Source organism: Gordonia sp. PvP123 (assembly GCF_040547295.1).
In the GTDB taxonomy this organism is placed as follows: domain Bacteria; phylum Actinomycetota; class Actinomycetes; order Mycobacteriales; family Mycobacteriaceae; genus Gordonia; species Gordonia terrae.
In genome coordinates, this window is the sequence record NZ_JBEPPN010000011.1 from 71,162 (window position 1) to 88,856 (window position 17,695).

15 protein-coding genes are annotated in these 17,695 nt (G+C 68.1%); 14 read left to right on the forward strand and 1 reads right to left on the reverse strand.

Annotated features, from left to right (window positions below):
- The first annotated feature begins 2 nt into the window (after positions 1-2).
- The 11 genes from ABIC25_RS20570 (at position 3) to ABIC25_RS20620 (ending at position 13,150) form a co-directional block, all read left to right on the forward strand.
- Positions 3-1,121: an aromatic/alkene monooxygenase hydroxylase subunit beta gene (locus ABIC25_RS20570; RefSeq protein WP_004023478.1), complete on the forward strand. Its 1,119-nt coding sequence runs from the start codon at positions 3-5 to the stop codon at positions 1,119-1,121.
- Between the two features lie 2 nt (positions 1,122-1,123).
- The gene (gene mimD, locus ABIC25_RS20575) at positions 1,124-1,462 is read left to right on the forward strand and encodes a propane 2-monooxygenase effector subunit MimD (RefSeq protein ID WP_172622110.1); all 339 of its coding nucleotides are present in this window, start codon (positions 1,124-1,126) and stop codon (positions 1,460-1,462) included.
- A 180-nt stretch (positions 1,463-1,642) separates the two neighbouring features.
- Positions 1,643-2,689, forward strand: a complete 1,047-nt coding sequence (locus ABIC25_RS20580) for an amidohydrolase family protein (protein WP_004023480.1) — start codon at positions 1,643-1,645, stop codon at positions 2,687-2,689.
- A complete protein-coding gene (locus tag ABIC25_RS20585; RefSeq protein ID WP_354562927.1) occupies positions 2,686-3,486 on the forward strand; it encodes an iron-sulfur cluster assembly protein in 801 nt (266 codons plus the stop codon). The genes ABIC25_RS20580 and ABIC25_RS20585 overlap by 4 nt, the downstream gene beginning before the upstream one ends.
- A gap of 3 nt (positions 3,487-3,489) precedes the next feature.
- Positions 3,490-4,515, forward strand: coding sequence for an NAD(P)-dependent alcohol dehydrogenase (locus tag ABIC25_RS20590; RefSeq protein WP_004023482.1), 1,026 nt, complete (start codon positions 3,490-3,492; stop codon positions 4,513-4,515).
- A 108-nt stretch (positions 4,516-4,623) separates the two neighbouring features.
- The gene (gene groL, locus ABIC25_RS20595) at positions 4,624-6,276 is read left to right on the forward strand and encodes a chaperonin GroEL (protein ID WP_064570879.1); all 1,653 of its coding nucleotides are present in this window, start codon (positions 4,624-4,626) and stop codon (positions 6,274-6,276) included.
- A 305-nt stretch (positions 6,277-6,581) separates the two neighbouring features.
- Positions 6,582-8,375 (forward strand): sigma-54-dependent Fis family transcriptional regulator, encoded by a 1,794-nt coding sequence (locus ABIC25_RS20600; protein ID WP_354562929.1) that lies wholly within the window; start codon positions 6,582-6,584, stop codon positions 8,373-8,375.
- 115 nt (positions 8,376-8,490) lie between these two features.
- Positions 8,491-10,269 (forward strand): acyl-CoA dehydrogenase, encoded by a 1,779-nt coding sequence (locus ABIC25_RS20605; protein ID WP_354562931.1) that lies wholly within the window; start codon positions 8,491-8,493, stop codon positions 10,267-10,269.
- 64 nt (positions 10,270-10,333) lie between these two features.
- On the forward strand, positions 10,334-11,095 hold the full coding sequence (locus ABIC25_RS20610; protein ID WP_239399302.1) for an SDR family NAD(P)-dependent oxidoreductase: 762 nt from the start codon (positions 10,334-10,336) through the stop codon (positions 11,093-11,095).
- A 32-nt stretch (positions 11,096-11,127) separates the two neighbouring features.
- Positions 11,128-11,658 (forward strand): PH domain-containing protein, encoded by a 531-nt coding sequence (locus ABIC25_RS20615; protein WP_248643230.1) that lies wholly within the window; start codon positions 11,128-11,130, stop codon positions 11,656-11,658.
- Positions 11,645-13,150: a PH domain-containing protein gene (locus ABIC25_RS20620; RefSeq protein ID WP_354562933.1), complete on the forward strand. Its 1,506-nt coding sequence runs from the start codon at positions 11,645-11,647 to the stop codon at positions 13,148-13,150. The genes ABIC25_RS20615 and ABIC25_RS20620 overlap by 14 nt, the downstream gene beginning before the upstream one ends.
- 27 nt (positions 13,151-13,177) lie before the next feature.
- On the opposite strand, the gene chrA is transcribed toward ABIC25_RS20620, so the two are convergent.
- Entirely contained in the window at positions 13,178-14,521 is a 1,344-nt protein-coding gene (chrA, locus tag ABIC25_RS20625) for a chromate efflux transporter (protein ID WP_435529111.1), read from the reverse strand.
- Positions 14,522-14,791: 270 nt separating this feature from the next.
- Between chrA and ABIC25_RS20630 the strand changes: the two genes are divergently transcribed.
- The 3 genes from ABIC25_RS20630 to ABIC25_RS20640 all read left to right on the forward strand — a co-directional run bounded on the left by ABIC25_RS20630 (position 14,792) and on the right by ABIC25_RS20640 (position 17,678).
- The gene (locus ABIC25_RS20630) at positions 14,792-15,268 is read left to right on the forward strand and encodes a Chromate resistance protein ChrB (RefSeq protein ID WP_239399310.1); all 477 of its coding nucleotides are present in this window, start codon (positions 14,792-14,794) and stop codon (positions 15,266-15,268) included.
- Positions 15,265-15,696, forward strand: a complete 432-nt coding sequence (locus ABIC25_RS20635; protein ID WP_064570885.1) for a chromate resistance protein ChrB domain-containing protein — start codon at positions 15,265-15,267, stop codon at positions 15,694-15,696. Before ABIC25_RS20630 ends, ABIC25_RS20635 begins: the two co-directional genes overlap by 4 nt.
- Before the next feature lie 149 nt (positions 15,697-15,845).
- A complete protein-coding gene (locus ABIC25_RS20640) occupies positions 15,846-17,678 on the forward strand; it encodes a hydroxysqualene dehydroxylase (protein WP_354562938.1) in 1,833 nt (610 codons plus the stop codon).
- Positions 17,679-17,695 lie beyond the last annotated feature (17 nt).

The following is a 17,695-nucleotide window of genomic DNA, read 5'->3' on the forward strand; positions in this document are numbered from 1 at the left end:
GTATGTCCGCACCCACCGCACCCAAACCCAACCAGCGGGAACGCAGTTTCCCGTCCATCGAGTTCACCGACGCCGAGGCCGGCGCCAAGGACTTCCCGAGTTCGAAGAGCCGTAAATACAGCTATTACCAGCCGGCCAAGAAGCGGGCGACGACGTACGAGGACGTGACCGTCGATGTGCAGCCCGATCCCGAACGGCACCTGAGTCAGGGCTGGATCTATGGCTTCGGCAACGGTCCCGGCGGCTACCCGCAGGAGTGGACGACGGCGAAGTCGAGCAACTGGCACGCCTTCCTCGACCCGAACGAGGAGTGGGACCAGACGATCTACCGGAACAACTCGGCGGTCGTCCACCAGGTCGACCTGTGCCTGCAGAACGCCAAACGGGCACGCGCCTACGATTCCTGGAATTCGCCGTGGCTCAAGTTCATCGAGCGCAACCTCGGCGCCTGGATGCACGCCGAGAACGGGTTGGCGCTGCATGTGTTCACCTCCATCCAGCGGTCCGGACCGACCAACATGATCAACACCGCCGTGGCGGTGAACGCCGCGCACAAGATGCGCTTCGCCCAGGATCTCGCACTGTTCAACCTCGACTTGTCCGAGGCCGAGGAGGAATTCGACGGCGGGGCACACAAAGAGGTGTGGCAGGCAGCGCCGGAGTGGCAGCCGACCCGCGAGGTGGTCGAGCGTCTCACGGCGGTCGGCGACTGGTGCGAGCTCCTCTTCGCCACCAACATCGTCTTCGAGCAGCTCGTCGGATCGCTGTTCCGTTCGGAGCTGGTCATGCAGGTCGCCGCCCGTAACGGCGACTACATCACCCCCACCATCGTCGGCACCGGTGAGTACGACTACGACCGCGACCTGGCCTACACCCGGAGCCTGTTCCGAATCCTCACTCGCGACGGGGAATTCGGAGATCAGAACAAGGAGCTGTTCGCCCAGTGGCTCGCCGTGTGGGTACCCAGGTGCCTCGAGGCGGCCCGTGCGCTGCAACCGATCTGGTCCCAGCCGGCCGACAAGTCGATCACCTTCGCCACCAGCCTGGACGCGGCGACCGCCAAGTTCACCGACCTGCTGACATCCATCGATGTCGCCATCCCCGAGGAGTTGACCAAGTGACCATGCAATTCGGCGCGGAGACCGAGTTCTCCAACATGTGCGGCGTGACGCTGATGAACACCCCGATCGGCCGCGTCGTCGCCGACGTCATGGGTTCGAAGGACGGGGTCGAACTCACCGAGTACCCGTCGATGATCCGCGTGGACGGGGTCAACCGGCTCGAATTCGACTACGACGAGCTGACCGACGCACTCGGCCAGGACTTCGACGGATCGATCTTCGAGGAGATCAGCTCGACCCATTACGGGCGGATGGTGCACCTCGACGACCGGACCTTCCTGTTCGCCAGCCCGGAGGACGCCGCCGAGTACATCGGTTTCGACCTCACCGCCCAGAGCTGAGAGCTCGCACCAGGCCTGCGTCGTGACCGCCGGCGGATTGTTCCCGGCGGTCACGACGTACACCAACCCATCTCTTCCAGCCCCTGTCCCCCGCCCCGCCGACCACATCCGAGACAGCCCGGCGCCACCCGCCGAGACCACCCCGCCGAGACCGCAGCCCACGATCGTCAGGAGCACACGATGTACGAGAAGAATGGCGACAAGTACTTCATCGTCGACGCCCACGTCCATCTCTGGGACGGACGCGAATCCAACCAGAAGAACATCCACGGCAAGCAGTTCATCGATTGCTTCTACGACTATCACCGCAACCTCAGCCCCGAGGACAAGGTGTGGGACTACGACACCTACACCTACTACGGCCCGGACCGGCTGATGCGTGACCTCTTCGAGGAGGGCCCGGCCGACCACGCGATCTTCCAGGCCACCATGCTGAGCGACTTCTACGTCAACGGTTTCGCGCAGGTCGACGACTCGCTGAAACTGTGCGAGGACAATCCCGGTCTGCTGACCTACAACCACGCCTACGATCCCCGGCACGGCGAGGCGGGTCTCGAGCAGTTGCGCCGCGACGCCGAGGTGATGAACCTCAAGGGGGTCAAGCTCTACACCGCCGAATGGTTCGGTGACTCACGCGGATACAAGCTCGACGACGCCTGGTCGCGCCGCTATCTCGAGGAGTGCATCAAGCTCGGCATCAAGAACGTCCACATCCACAAGGGCCCCACCATCCGGCCGCTCGACCGAGACGCCTTCGACGTCGCCGACGTCGACAAGGTGGCCACCGACTATCTCGACCTCAATTTCGTCGTCGAGCACGTCGGTCTCCCGCGGCTGGAGGACTTCTGCTGGATCGCGACCCAGGAGTCGAATGTGTTCGGCGGCCTGGCCGTGGCCATCCCGTTCATCCACACCCGCCCGCGGTACTTCGCCCAGATCATCGGTGAGCTCCTGTACTGGATCGGCGAGGACAAGATCCTCTTCGCCAGCGACTACGCGCTGTGGACACCGCAGTGGCTGGTCGAGCGGTTCGTGGACTTCCAGATCCCGGAGGACATGACCGAATATGCGCCGATCACCGTCGAGCAGAAGAAGAAGATCCTCGGTCTCAACGCAGCCGCGCTGTACCCGCACATCGAGGTGCCCGAAGAACTTCGATTGCCCACGAGCGCAGCCGATCCGGATGCCGAGGTGGCCGCGGGCGCGAAGGATGCGGTGAACGCATGACCGCGCTGGACCATCGTCCGGCGCCCGGCGTCGAACACCCGACCCGTATCGAGCACGACATCCTGGCCGCGCTGGACACGGTCCTCGACCCCGAACTCGACGAGCCGATCACCGATCTCGCCTTCGTCCGGTCGATCCTGATCGACGACGCCGGGGTGACGGTCCACCTGCGACTGCCCACCTCGTTCTGCTCGCCGAACTTCGCCTACCTGATGGGATCGGACGCCCTCGACGCGCTCGAGGACATCGACGGGATCGGCCAGGTCCGGGTACTGCTCGACGACCACCACGACAGCGACAAGATCAACGCCGGCCTCGACGCCCACGCGGGATACCGAGGCACGTTTGGGGTGGAGGCACTCGACAGTCTCGACGAGCTGCGACTCACGTTCCGGCGCAAGGCACACACCGCCGCGATGGAGCGTTGCGTCGCAGCCGAGATCACCGCCGGACGGGTCCTGGTCGCCGAGGTCGAGCGTCTCGCGCTCCGCGATCTCCCGCGCGGCCACCGGAAGTCGGCGTTGGTGCGCCGGCGGATGGAGCTGGGACTCAGCGTCTGTCCCAACAGCCTTGTGGTCGTCGACGAGGAGGGACGCCCGTTGCCCGCCGAGCAGGTGCCCATGCGCCTGCGTTTCGCACGGTCCGTGCGGATCTCGATGGAGGGCAACAGCCACTTCTGCCGCGGCCTGCTCGCCACCCGCTACGCCGACGACACCGTCTGCGACGGCCGGAGCGGACCCGTCATCACCGATCTGCGGACCACGCGCGGCGGCACCACCCGAACGGAACAGGAGTAGATCATGCGCGCAGTACAGGTCGTGGGCTACCACGACAAGTTGCAACTCAACGAGGTTCCGGCGCCGGAGGTGACCGGCCCCCTCGACGTGATCGTGAAGATCGGTGGCGCCGGGGTGTGCCGCACGGACCTGCACATCCTCGAGGGGCAGTGGGAGGAGAAATCCGGTGTGTCGCTGCCGTACACGATCGGGCACGAGAACGCCGGCTGGGTCGACGCGATCGGGGACGCGGTCACCAACGTCGCCGTCGGCGACAAGGTGATCCTGCACCCACTCATCACGTGCGGCCTGTGTCGAGCGTGCCGGTTCGGCGACGACGTCCACTGCGAGAACAGCCAGTTCCCAGGCATCGACACCAACGGCGGGTATGCCGAGTATCTGAAGACCACCGCCCGCAGCGTCGTCCGGATCGACGATTCGCTCGAGCCCGCCGACGTCGCGGCGCTCGCCGACGCGGGCCTCACCGCCTATCACGCCGCCGCCAAGGTCGCGCGTATGACGCGGCCCGGTGACACCTGCGTGGTGATCGGCGCCGGAGGACTGGGCCACATCGGGATTCAGGTCCTCGCCGCCATCTCTGCCGTCCGGCTCATAGTGGTGGACCGCAACCCCGATGCCGTCGAACTCGCCCAGCAGATCGGGGCCGACGTCGGCATCGTCGCCGACGGCACACACGTCGACAAGGTCCTCGAACTCACCGGCGGGCACGGCGCCGAGGCCGTGCTCGACTTCGTCGGAGAGGGCGGGGCCACCGCCGAGGGCACCGCGATGCTGCGGCGCGCCGGCAACTTCTTCGTCGTCGGTTACGGCGAGAACATCGACGTGCCGACCATCGACGTCATCTCGACCGAGATCAACTACATCGGCAACCTCGTCGGTTCCTACAACGACCTCGGGGAGCTGATGGACCTCGCCGCACGGGGAAAGGTCAAGCTGCACACCAGCACCTACGCCCTCGACGACTTCCAGCAGGCCCTCGACGACCTCGACGCCGGCCGGGTCCGCGGACGGGCGATCCTCGTTCCCTGACCCTTCGTGACGCTCGCAAGCTCGCTCCTCAGGGAGCGGAGGGATGAGCAGCACAACAGATTCACCGCAGTACACAGCCGAGAACACCGAACGAAAGGCAGGACGACCATGGCCAAGGAGTTGCGCTACAACGCCGAAGCGCGGCTGCGGCTCGAGCGAGGGGTCAATGCACTCGCCGACGCGGTCAAGGTGACGCTGGGACCGAAGGGACGCAACGCCGTCCTGGAGAAGCTCACCGGCCCTCCCACCATCACCAACGACGGGGTGACCATCGCCCGCGAGATCCAGTTGCGCGACCCGTTCGCCAACATGGGCGCCCAGTTGGTCAAGGAGGTGGCGATGAAGACCAACGGGGTGGTCGGTGACGGCACCACCACCGCAACCGTGTTGGCACAGGCGATGGTTCGCGAAGGTCTCCGTGCGGTCGAGCAGGGCGCCAACCCGATGCGGGTGCGGCGCGGCATCGAACGTGCCATCGCCACCGTGATCGAGTCGCTGTCGGAGCAATCCGTCGCGCTCGGCGGTCGCAGCGACCTCGAGCGCATCGCCACCCTGGCCGCCAGCGACGACGAGGTGATCGGGTCCGCGATCGCGGCGGCCGTGGAATACGTCGGGCGCAACGGCGTCATCACGACCGAGGAGAGCGACACGCTCGGGCTCGGAGTCGACGTCGTCGACGGCATCGAGTTCGACCACGGGTACATCTCGGGCTACATGGTCACCAATCACGAACGCATGGAAGCGGTTCTCGAGAACCCGGTGGTCCTGCTCACGAACAAGAAGATCACCACGGTCCAGGAGATCATGCCGAGCATCGAGGCGGCCAAACGCGCCGACCGACCGCTGCTGGTCCTCGCCGAGGACGTCGACGGCCCGGCACTGCAACTCCTCGTCGGCGGCAACATGCACAAGACGATGCAGTCGGTGGTGGTCCGCGCCCCGGGCTTCGGGCATCGGCGCGTCGCCGAACTCGAGGACCTCGCCGTCGCCCTGGGCGGTCAGGTGATCGCCAAGGACACCGGTCTGGAACTGTCGGAGGTGTCCGTCGAGCAGCTCGGCACGTGCGACCGGGTGACCATCACCGAGGACGCGACGACGATCGTCGGAGCGCGTGGCGACCAGGGTCTCGTCGACGCGCGCGTGGCCCAGCTCGAGGCACAGCACGGCCGTGCCCGCATCGACGCCGACCGCGACAGCCTGGAACTCCGGATCGCGCGGCTGACCGGCCGGGTGGCGGTGATCCGGGTCGGCGGGGTCACCAGTGTCGAACTCAAGGAACGCATGCTTCGCGTGGAGGACGCGCTCGCCGCCACGCGTGCAGCGGTCGAGGACGGCATCGTCTCCGGCGGCGGGACGGCCCTGGCCCAGGCGCACCGGGCCCTCGAGTCGCTCGCCGACGTTTCGGGCGACGAGGGCGTCGGCGTCGACGTGGTCCGCCGCTCCATGGCCGAACCGCTCTTCTGGATCGCGACCAACGCCGGATTCGACGGCGACGAGGTGGTCCGGGTGGTGAGCGGACTGCCGACGGGACACGGCTTCAACGCGATGAGCGGCGGCTACGGCGACATGTTCGACGAGGGAGTCATCGACCCGGCGAAGGTCACCAAGGCGGCGCTGGAGAGCGCGGCGTCCATCGCGGCCCTGCTCATCACCACCGAGACGGCCGTCGTCGAGGAGGTCCTGACCCACCCCGGCGCCATCGAGGCACCCGGTTTCGGCGACCTCGCCGAGGGGATGGTCCGGCCCTCCAACATCTACTAGCGCCGACATCCACTGGCGCGGACACCCGAACCGCCGCCGGCCGGTCCACCCCGGCCGGCGGCCACCGACCCCGGCGGGGACGTCACCGCACAACGGTGACGGGGGCCGGTCGCGATCGGAATTCGTTCTCGGCGTCGATCGCGACCGGCCCACTGCCGGGCCGTCGGCGGGACCGTGCAACCCAGGGGCGTCCGGACCAACCGGCTCGCCGGACTCGTACCCGGTTCGACGCCCGTCACCAGCACTTATTCTGTACACTGCTGTTGATGTGAGACGTACATCACAGTAGGGAGTTGTCTACCGCGGTGAAGCACCAGCCCACAGCCCAGGCCCGCAGATCGACCACCTTCGTCGCACGTGCGCGCGAGCGTTTCCTCAGCGACGACGAAGTCCCTGACGACCGCATCGACGGCACCGTCCGCGATGCCATCTCCACCTCATGGCGGCGCTCGCGCTCCTTCAAGGTGCAGGCAGACCGCCTCGAGTTGCCGTTCGTCCGGGAACCGAACACCGACAGCCCACTCATGAGCGCCGCCCGCCCGGTGCTCGATCAGCTGGCCGTTGATCTGTCGGACGAACCGGTGAGCATCATCCTCACCTCGCCGGACGGTGTCGTGCTGTCGCGCGCGGCCGGCAGCGGTGAACTCCTCACCCAACTCGACGCCGTATCCCTCGCGCCCGGTTACAGCTACAGCGAAGAACACGCCGGTACCAACGGAATCGGCACCGCACTGGAGTCGAGGCAGGCAACCCTCGTCACCGGACCCGAGCACTACGCGGGCGCTCTCGCCCAGTTGAGCTGTGCCGGCGTCCCGATCCGGAATCCGTTCTCCGGCGGCATCGTCGGCGCGCTCGATCTCACCGGCTGGGTGGAGGAGGGCGGTTCGCTGCTGCTGTCGCTGGCCAAGTCGGCCACCGTCCAGATCGAGCAACAGATGCTGGCGAACGCCAGTGAGCGCGAATCACGCCTTCTCGCAGCCTATCTCGCCACCTGCCGACGAGCGCCCCAGATGATGGTCCTCGCGCTCGCCGCCGACGTCGTGCTGATGAACCGCCGGCTCCGCCAGAGCATCGATCCGCAGGACCAGGTGTCGATGCTCGAACACGCGGTGGACCAGGCCCTCGACGCCGGTGCCGTCCGGCGAGTCAACACGCTGCCCAGCGGCCGCACGGTCCGGCTGGCGCCGGTCGCCGAATTCTCCGACACCGATGCCGGGATCGCGGTCTTCCACGTGCATTTGATGGACCCCGGGTCGTTCTCCGAACCACGCCGTCGACCGGCCGCGACCGCAACGCTGCCGGGGATCGTCGGCCGCAGTTCGTCGTGGCGGGAATGCTGCGACCGAATCGCGCAGCACGTCGGGGCGGGGCGCTGGATCGCGGTGTCGGGCGAGCGCGGAAGTGGCCGGGCCGCGGTGCTGCGCGCAGCCGCGGGCCAGTACCGCCGCGGCACCATCCGGGTCTTCTCCGCCGAGGATTTCTCCGACGCCGACACCCTCGACAGTTTCAGCGCCGAGATCGAGCGCGACGACTTCGCCATCATCCTGCGGGACATCGACGAGTTCGACGACGACATGCTCTTCGACGTCGCCGACGTGCTGCAGGGGCGCGAACACGCGGGATGGCTGGGCATCACGCTCAGTACCGTCGACACGCTGCCCGCCCTCGGCGCGACGCTGCTGCCGTTCTTCTCCCACACCGTGGAGGTCCCGCCACTCCGGCATCGCATCGAGGATCTGCAGGTCCTGGTGCCCGCCATCCTTCGGCAACTCACCCGGGGGAAGGAACTCCCGGTCGCGCCGGACGCGATGCGCCAATTCAGCAAGTACACCTGGCCCGGCAACGTCGCCGAACTGCGACAGGCACTGCGCGACGTGGTCACCCATCACCGGTCCGGGACGATCACCGTCAAGCAGCTCCCCCCGACCTATCGGGCACAGAGCCGGCACACCCTCACCCGCATCGAAGCGCTCGAACGCGACGCCATCGTGCGCAGCCTGGAGGAGAACGGCCACAACAAACTGGCCGCCGCCCACGCGCTGGGCATCTCCCGCGCGACGATCTACCGCAAGATCAAGGAGTTCGGCATCGACGTCTGACGGCGGATGCCGCACGCACCGGGGTCTCGCGAGCGGCCGTGTCCGGCCGGGGCATGATGGACGGGCGACGGACATCCGAACCAGCGTCCGACCGCCCGATCCACGAGGAAGTGCGATGACCACACCCATGTCCCGGCAGGACCTCGAGTTCCTGCTGTATGAATGGCTCGACGTCGAGACCCTGACCTCCCGAGACCGTTTCGCCGCGCACTCACGCGAGACCTTCGACGCGGTCCTCGAACTCAGCGCCGACATCGCGATGAAGTGCTTCGCGCCCGCCAACAAGATCGGCGACGCCCACGAGCCCTACATCGGGGACGACGGCAAGGTCGTGCTGCCCGACGAGGTCGTCGCCGGCCTCGCCGAGTACCGCAAGGCAGGTCTGATCTCTGCCTCCTTCGACGACGAACTCGGCGGCATGCAGTTGCCGACCGTCATCCGCCAGGCCTCGGCCGTGTGGTTCCAGGCCGCGAACGCCGCCATGTCGTCGTACAACTTCCTCACCGTCGGCAATGCCAACCTGCTCGCCGAGTACGCCACCGACGAGCAGCGCGAGACCTGGGTCCGCCCCCTCGTCGAGGGCCGCTTCTCCGGCACGATGTGCCTGTCCGAACCACAGGCCGGGTCGTCGCTCGCCGACATCACCACCAAGGCCGAACCCGTCGGCGACGGCACCTACCGGATCACCGGCACCAAGATGTGGATCTCGGCCGGCGACCACGAGCTGACCGAGAACATCGTCCACCTCGTGCTGGCGAAGATCCCCGGCGGCGGCCCCGGCGTCAAGGGCATCTCCCTGTTCATCGTGCCCAAGTACCTCGCCGACGGAACCCGCAACGACGTCGCACTCGTCGGCCTCAACCACAAGATGGGCAACCGCGCCACCACCAACACCCTGCTCAACTTCGGCGACGGCACCTTCGGAGCCGACTCCGCTCCCGGTGCTGTTGGTTTTCTCGTCGGCGACGAGCACCGCGGCCTCTCCTACATGTTCCACATGATGAACGAGGCGCGCATCGGCGTCGGATTCCTCGCCACCGCACTGGGTTACGCCGGATACCGGGCCTCGCTCGACTACGCGAAGGTGCGCACCCAGGGCCGGCCCGTCGACCAGAAGGACCCGTCGACCAAGCCGGTGCCGATCATCGAACACGCCGACGTCCGGCGCATGCTGCTGGCGCAGAAGTCCTATGTGGAAGGCGCACTCGCCTTCGGGCTGTACTGCAGCGTCCTCGTCGACCAGGCTGCGACCGCCGCCGACGCCGCCGAACGAGCGCGGATCGAGTTGCTTCTCGAGGTGGTGACCCCGATCGCGAAGAGTTGGCCGTCGCAGTGGTGCCTCGAGGCCAACAGCCTCGCGATCCAGGTACACGGCGGCTACGGCTACACCCGCGAGTTCGATGTCGAACAGTACTACCGGGACAACCGTCTGAACCCCATCCACGAAGGCGCACACGGCATCCACGGGATCGACCTGCTCGGCCGCAAGGTGATCATGCAGGGCGGCGCCGGCCTCGCGGCCCTGGCCGAGACCATCGAGGCCGCCGTCGAGCGTGCGCGCGGCGCAGACGGGCTGGCCGGTTACGCCGACGAGCTGCACTCCGTCGTGGACCGCCTGGTGAAGGTGACCGCGCACATCTGGTCGGCGGGCGACCCCAAGCTGTCGCTGGCCAACGCAACCGTCTACCTGGAGACCGCCGGGCACATCGTGATCGCCTGGATCTGGCTCGAACAGCTCCTCGCGGCCGGCAACCGGTCCGGCGACTTCTACGACGGAAAACGCGCTGCGGCACAGTACTTCTTCCGCTACGAGCTACCCAAGACCGGGCCGCAGCTCGACCTGCTGACCGCCCTCGACCGCACCACCCTCGACGTCGAGCCGTCCTGGTTCTGACGCGTTCGACGCGCCGCCGACGCGCCGCGTCGGAAGAGTTGCCGACTATTCAAGGGAGACAACGATGTCCGTGATGGATCTGTTCGACACCGCCGGCAAGGTGGTCATCGTGACCGGCGCCTCGTCCGGGCTGGGGGTCTCGTTCGCGCGTGGCTTCGCCGAGGCCGGTGCCGACGTGGTCCTCGCCGCACGGCGGGCGGAGAAGCTCGCAGACACCGCCGCGGCCGTCGAGGCGCTGGGCCGAAAGGCGTTGGTGGTACCCGCCGATGTCGCCGACCCCGAGCAGTGTCAGCGCGTCGTCGACGCCGCGATGGAGACCTTCGGCAAGGTCGATGTACTCATCAACAACGCAGGCATCGGAACCGCGTACCCGGCGACCCGCGAGACACCCGAACAGTTCCGCGGGGTCATCGAGGTCAACCTGAACGGCTCCTACTGGATGGCCCAGGCCTGCGGTCGGGTCATGCAGCCGGGCAGCGCGATCATCAACATCTCGTCGATCCTCGGCATCACCACCGCCGGCCTGCCGCAGGCGGCGTACGCGGCGAGCAAGGCCGGCGTCATCGGACTCACCCGCGATCTCGCCCAGCAGTGGGGCGCGCGCAAGGGCATTCGGGTCAACGCCATCGCCCCCGGGTTCTTCGAGAGCGAGATGACCGACACCTACCAGCCCGGTTACCTCGACTCGCAGATGCCGCGCGTCCTGCTCGGCCGGACCGGACACGGCGAGGAACTCGCGGCCACCGCGATCTGGCTGTCGTCGGCGGCTGCCGGATACGTCACCGGTCAGACGCTCCCCGTCGACGGCGGCATCACGGTCACCTAGCGCCGGGGGGGACCACCCCTAGACTGACGGCAATGGACCCTTCACCTGATCCGCAACTGCCGGCGCACGCCGAGGTGCATCCGACCCTGCGCGAACCGGCCAATCGGGTCGATCCGCGCGCGAAGACCCTGTGGCGCATCGGCCCGCTCGTCCTCGGCGTACTCGGCGTTGCCGCCGCCGTCGTCGTGGCCGTCGTGGTCGGCGAGGCGCGATGGATCGCGGCGCTCGCGGCCGTCGTCATCGCCGCCCTGGCCGCTGTCTACGCCGCGGTCGTCCCGCAGTGGCGCTACCGATTCCACCGGTGGGAGGTCAGCGACGACGCGGTGTACTCGCAGTCGGGATGGTTCGTCCGGCACCGCGTGATCATCCCCATCGCCCGGATCCAGGTGGTCGACACCGAGGCCGGCCCGATCGAGCAGTTCCTCGGCCTGGCGACGCTCACCGTGACCACGGCCTCGTCGGCGGGGACCATCCACATCGCCGGCCTCGACGCCGAGGTCGCGCGGGCGACCGCCGCCGACCTGACCATCCGCACCCAGGCGTTCACCGATGACGCGACCTGACCGGTTCGTCGTCGACGGGCCCGACGACTGGCACCGGCTGTCGCCCTGGATGATGGCGGTCAAACCCGTCGAGCTGCTGCCCTCGCTGGTGCCGGTGGTGATCGCGCTGGTCTTCGCCGGGTCGGGCGCACCGCTGTTCACGCTGATCGCCACCGCGGTGATCGTGCCGTTCGTGACGGTCGTGCCGTGGCTGACCACGCGTTATCAGGTCACCGACGAACACGTCCGGGTGCGCAGCGGACTGATCACCCGCAAGGTCGCGACCGCGCGCCGGGACCGGATCCGCAGCGTCGACCTCACCGCCTCCCCCGTGCACCGCGTGCTGAAACTGCAGAAGGTCAAGATCGGTACCGGCGGCGACGACGAATCGTCGGCGGTCGTCCTGACGGCACTCACCGCCGACGAGGCGCGGGCGCTGCACGACAACCTGATGGCGACCCGCGCCCGTCGGGGGCCGTCGTCGCCGGCCGTCGGAGTCGCCCCCGCCGATCCGACCGCTCCGGAGCCCGACGCCGAGGTCCTGGCCCGGTTCCAGTCGTCCTGGTTGCGCTACTCTCCCTTTTCCGTCGCCGGCCTCGCGCTGGCCGCCGGTGCGGCCGGTCTCGCTGCCCAGATCGCCAATGACGCCGGCGTCTTCACCGAGGGGATCGGCATTGCGCGCGACGCCGTCGACGCGGTACGCGAGACCGCGATCGGCCTGGTCATCCTGGGGGTGTGCCTTGTGGTCGTCGTCGTCGGCGGGGTGCTCTCGGTCCTGGGTTATGTCCTGAACTACTGGAACTTCCGGCTCCTCCGCCACCCGGACGGGACGCTGCGCACCGAGCGCGGCCTGCTGACGACCAACGCGATCAGCTTCGACGAGCGGCGCATCCGGGGCAGTCACCTCACCGAGCCGGTCCTCATGCGACCGCTGAAAGGCGCTCGGCTCCAGGCGATCGCGACCGGCAGCACCAAACACCCGCTGCTGCTCCCGCCGGCGCCGATCGACGAGGCCATGCGCGTCGCCGGTCTCGTCACCCACGAACGAACCGAGCTGACCACCCCGCTCGTCGGACACGGGACCACCGCCCGACTGCGTCGCCTCAACCGCGGATTCCTCAGCGGGGCAGCCGCACTCGCCGTCATCGGCGTCGCCGTGGTCACCCACGCCATCCCGGCCCCATGGCTCGCGGTGGGTGTCGTCGCGGTCCTCGGCTCGACCGCACTCGGCATGGTCCGCGCCCGCCATCTCGGACACCGGTTGACGGCTCGTTCGGTGGTCATCGCCCCGCCGAGCGTCGCCCGGCAGCGCGTCGTCGTCGACCGGGACGGCGTGATCGGCTGGGCGAGCCGCACCTCACTGTTCCAGCGTCGGGCCGGCGTGACGACGCTGATCCTCGCCACCGCCGCGGGCGCCGAACACTACGCACTCGTCGACGTCGACGAGGAGACCGCGGCGGGCGTCGCCCACGAGGTGTCGCCCGACTGGATCCGACCGTTCCTGACGTCGTGACCGAGCCGGACAGTAGGTCGGGCTCGGTCAGGTCAGCGGCAGACCGACTGCCGCGGCGAGCAATCCGAGCACCGCGCAGACGGCCAGGGTGCGGAGCACGGACTGCTTGAGCGGGTAGATCAGGACGAAGGCGATCACGGTGATCACCACCGCGAGCGGCCGCAGGGTGTCGAGGTGTGGGACCGCGAGGTGCAACGGTCCGGCGGTGACGACCGTGGTGTCGCGGAAAAGCGTGTGCAGGGCGAAGTAGAGCGCGAGATTCGCGATCACACCGACCACCGCCGCGGTGACACCGTTCAGCGCGGACGTCAGATGCCGGTTGTTGCGCAGCTTCTCGATGAACGGCGCCCCGAGAAAGATGAACACGAAACTCGGCACGAAGGTGACCCAGGTGGTCAACAGCGCGCCGATCGTCGCCGCGACCCAGGGATCCAGTCCCCCGGGATCGCGGTAGGCGCCGAGGAACGCGACGAACTGGACGACCATGATGAGCGGGCCGGGCGTCGTCTCGGCGAGTCCCAGCCCGCGCACCATCTCGCCGGGGCTCACCCAGCCGTAGACGTCGACCGCCTGCTGGGCGATGTAGGCCAGGACGGCATAGGCACCGCCGAAGGTGATCAGCGCGGTCCAGGTGAAGAACGTGCCCTGCTGGGTGAACACACTGCCCGTCCCGGTGGTCGCCACGACGATGCCCATCGGGACGACCCAGGCCAGGACACCGAGCCCGAGCACGATCCCGGCGCGCCGCCACGACGGGGAGGCCGTGTGGATCGCGTCGTCGGCGATGACCGGCGCAGGGCCCTCGTCGGACGGTTCTGAGTCGGCCACTTCTCCGCCGGTGCCGACCCGATGGCGCCCGGTCAGCCAGCCGATGACACCGGCCACGACGATGACGATCGGAAAGGGCACGGCGAACACCGCGAGCGCGATGAAGGCGGCCACCGCGATCCCGATGTGCAACGGGCCGTGCAGCGCCCGCTTGCTGACCCGGGTGACCGCCTGGGCCACGATGGCCAGCACCGCCGGTCCGATACCGGCGAACAACCCGGCCACGATGGTGGTCGCCCCGAAGGCGACGTAGATCGCCGACAGTCCCAGGATCGCGATCGCGCCCGGGAGGACGAAGAGGATGCCGGCGATCAGCCCCCCGGCGGTGCCGTTGAGCAGCCAGCCGACGTAGATGGCGAGCTGCTGCGCCTCCGGGCCGGGCAGCAGCATGCAGTAGTTCAATGCGTGCAGGAATCGACGCTGACCGATCCAGCGTCGATCGTCGACCAGCGCCCGCTGCATCACCGCGATCTGTCCCGCGGGACCCCCGAAGGTCTGTAGGGAGATCAGGAACCACGCCCGCGTCGCGGCTCGGAGCGACACTCCTGCCGACGGGTCGACCTGAGGGCCCGCTTCCGGTGGCGCCTCCGGACGCCTCGAGGCGTCAGACCCTCCGGACACACCGGATCTCTCCGACATCGCCCACCCAACCCTTCTCACCTACCGCGTGCCTTCGGCGCCGCGTGTGTGCGCCAACCCAGCAGATGCAACCACGGTTACAATCATGTTGTCCAGGGTTGAACGCATGGTGATCGACGGGTCACGACATCGATGGCAGGCGCATGATCTGATGGCATGGCGAGGGGGTGCTCGATGGCCGAAGACTGGGTGATGCTCGTGTACCGGGTGCCACGAGAACCGTCGACCCCGCGGATTGCCATCTGGCGCAAGCTCCGCAAGTACGGCGCGTACCAACTGACCGACGGGGTGGTGCTGCTGCCCGCGAGCCCCCGAACGCGCGAGCAGCTCGAATGGGTGGCCGAGGACGCGGTCAGCGCCGGGGGTTCGGGCGAGGTCTGGGAGGCCGCGCCCACCAATCCGTCCGAGTGCGAGCGAATTCGGACCGAACTCGAACTCGCCCGCGGCGCCGAATATGCCGACATCGTGGCCGAGGCACAATACGCGCTGGAGCACGCCGATCCCGCCAAACAGCTCGGCGCGCTGCGTCGCCGGCTCCGCGAGATCACCCGTCGGGACCACTTCCCGACCGAGTCCCGGGAGACGGCCCGGCAAGCGCTCCGCACACTGGCCGACCAGATCGCCGACACCGAACCCGCGCGGCCGTCATGAGGTGGGCGACGCGCGTCGGCGTACACATCGACCGGGCCGCCTGCGCGTGGCTCATCCGCCGCTACATCGACCCCGCGGCAGAGTTCGTGTTCGTCACGAGTGCCTCCGAAATCCCCTCGGATGCCACACCTTTCGACATGCGCGGGGTCGAGCTGGGCCATCACGACGGCGACTGCACGTTCGAGACCATCCTCCGCATACACGATCTGGGCGACCCCGTTCTGTGGGCGATCGCCGAGATCGTTCACGAGGCCGACATCGAGGACGGTCGATACGACGCCCCGGAGGCGCCGGGACTCGACGTCGTCCTGCGCGGGTTGTCACTCTCCGGCGACGACGCCCGGACGCTTCAGGTCGCGGATGCCGTCTTCGACGGCCTGTACGAGTATTTCCGGCAGCGCACCCTCACCGGCCGCGAGCCGTCGTAGGCCCACGCCCCACGAGCCGCGCACCGACCCTGAGACGATTTTCCAAAACCGTCCGACCTCGCTTCGTGCTGTGGTAGACATCACACCAGATGAGTCAATGCTGACTGTTCTCGGTCGGCGGCGATCGTATCGACGAAGGGGTCGTGGGGATGTCGGACACCAAAACCAACTCGAAAGTGAACTCGCCGAACGGTTTTCCACGCCGATCCGTGCTGCGCGGCTCGGCTGCCGCTGCCGTGCTCGCCGGGACCGCGGTGGCGTTGCCGGGGATCGCCGTTCCCTCCGCACGGGCGGTGCCCCGCCACGGCGCCGGCCGCGGACGCGACGTGGCGATCTTCGGCGGCGGGATGGCCGGCCTGTCCGCGGCGCATGAACTCGTCGAGCGCGGTTTCACCGTCACCGTCTACGAGCCGTCGCGACTCGGCGGCAAAGCCTACAGCCACGACGTCCCGGGCACCGCGCAGGGCGGCCGCCTCGCGCTCCCCGGCGAACACGGCTTCCGCTTCTTCCCCGGCTGCTATCAGCACGTGCCCGACACCATGGAACGAATTCCCGTCGGTGGCAGCAATGTTCGTGACCGGCATCTCATCAACGTCGAGTCCGCGGTCATCGCCTTCGACGACGCCGGGTACGCCCCGACCACGGCCCCGGCATCGATCATGGGCTTTGTCCAGCATGCGAACGAGATCGTGACGCTCGACAATCTGCGCAACGCGTTCATGACCGGACTCAAGTTCGTCGTCGACGTCCCACCGCCCGAGCTGGCGTTCTTCGTCACCCGCGAACTGATCATCGCGACGAGTTGCACCGAGCGTCGGATCGGGCAGTGGGAGAACCAGTCTTGGATGCAGTTCGTGAAATCCAAGGGCAAGTCCCGCGCCTATCAGCGATACCTCGTGGGCGCGCTCACGCGGGCGCTCGTCGCGGCCAAACCCGACACCGCGTCGGCACGCACCATCGGTCAGATCGGCTTGGCACTGGCCACCTCGGCGACCGGACTCATCAGCGGCTACGACGCCGGGCTCGTGCACGGCGGTGTCGACCGAATCCTCAACCGTCCCACCAACCATGCATGGATCGACCCCTGGGTCGCCCACCTCCGCGGCCGCGGGGTGCGCTTCGAGATGGGGACCGGCCTCACGCGATTGAACCTCGCCGGCGGCCGCATCACCGGGGCGCAAGTGAGCTCGGGTGCGTCGGTGGATGCCGACTGGTACGTCGCCGCGATGCCGATCGACCGGCTCCGTCCGCTGCTGTCGCCCGAACTGGTCGACGCCGATCCGTCGCTGGCCGGTATCCATGCGCTCAAGGACGACTGGATGGTCGGCATCCAGTACTTCCTCTCCCGCCGCGCCGACATGCCGCCGAGTCACATCGCCGCGCTGGGAACCCCGTGGGCGCTGACCGGCCTGTTCCAGGCGCGGCCGTGGAACGTCGACTTCGGGCGTACCTACGGGGACGGACGCGTGAAAGACTGTCTGTCCATCGACATCTCGGAATGGGAGAAGCCGGGCATCCTCTATGGCAAGCCCGCCAAACAGTGCACCCGGCAGGAGATCGCACGCGAGGTGTGGGCGCAGATGAGCCGCGCGATGAACTCCGGGGCTCGCAAACTCCTGCGCTCGGAGGAGATCGTCACCTGGTCCCTCGACCCCGGGATCTCCTGGTCGCCGTCCATCGCCAACGCCACCCCGCTCATGGTCAACACGGCCGGCTCGTACAAGAACCGGCCGCACGCCCGCACGTCCATTCCGAATCTGTTCATCGGTGGCGACCACGTCCGGAGCAACATCGACCTCGCCACGATGGAGGGCGCCAACGAATCCGGGCGCCGGGTGACCAACGCGATCATCGCGGCCGCCGACAGTCCCGCCCGCGCGGCGACCGTGTTCCCGCTCTGGGAACTGCCGATGCTCGAACCGCTGAAGCAGATCGACCGCGACCGCTACCGGGCGGGACTCCCCCACATCCTCGACGTGTGACGCGTCGATGATCCGCG

What these genes read in the sequence shown, in the direction of transcription:
- ABIC25_RS20570 (WP_004023478.1), top strand. Translation starts at nt 3, where the DNA reads ATGTCCGCACCCACCGCACCCAAACCCAACCAGCGGGAACGCAGTTTC.
- mimD (WP_172622110.1), top strand. Translation starts at nt 1,124, where the DNA reads ATGCAATTCGGCGCGGAGACCGAGTTCTCCAACATGTGCGGCGTGACG.
- ABIC25_RS20580 (WP_004023480.1), top strand. Translation starts at nt 1,643, where the DNA reads ATGTACGAGAAGAATGGCGACAAGTACTTCATCGTCGACGCCCACGTC.
- ABIC25_RS20585 (WP_354562927.1), top strand. Translation starts at nt 2,686, where the DNA reads ATGACCGCGCTGGACCATCGTCCGGCGCCCGGCGTCGAACACCCGACC.
- ABIC25_RS20590 (WP_004023482.1), top strand. Translation starts at nt 3,490, where the DNA reads ATGCGCGCAGTACAGGTCGTGGGCTACCACGACAAGTTGCAACTCAAC.
- groL (WP_064570879.1), top strand. Translation starts at nt 4,624, where the DNA reads ATGGCCAAGGAGTTGCGCTACAACGCCGAAGCGCGGCTGCGGCTCGAG.
- ABIC25_RS20605 (WP_354562931.1), top strand. Translation starts at nt 8,491, where the DNA reads ATGACCACACCCATGTCCCGGCAGGACCTCGAGTTCCTGCTGTATGAA.
- ABIC25_RS20610 (WP_239399302.1), top strand. Translation starts at nt 10,334, where the DNA reads ATGTCCGTGATGGATCTGTTCGACACCGCCGGCAAGGTGGTCATCGTG.
- ABIC25_RS20615 (WP_248643230.1), top strand. Translation starts at nt 11,128, where the DNA reads ATGGACCCTTCACCTGATCCGCAACTGCCGGCGCACGCCGAGGTGCAT.
- ABIC25_RS20620 (WP_354562933.1), top strand. Translation starts at nt 11,645, where the DNA reads ATGACGCGACCTGACCGGTTCGTCGTCGACGGGCCCGACGACTGGCAC.
- ABIC25_RS20630 (WP_239399310.1), top strand. Translation starts at nt 14,792, where the DNA reads ATGGCCGAAGACTGGGTGATGCTCGTGTACCGGGTGCCACGAGAACCG.
- ABIC25_RS20635 (WP_064570885.1), top strand. Translation starts at nt 15,265, where the DNA reads ATGAGGTGGGCGACGCGCGTCGGCGTACACATCGACCGGGCCGCCTGC.
- ABIC25_RS20640 (WP_354562938.1), top strand. Translation starts at nt 15,846, where the DNA reads ATGTCGGACACCAAAACCAACTCGAAAGTGAACTCGCCGAACGGTTTT.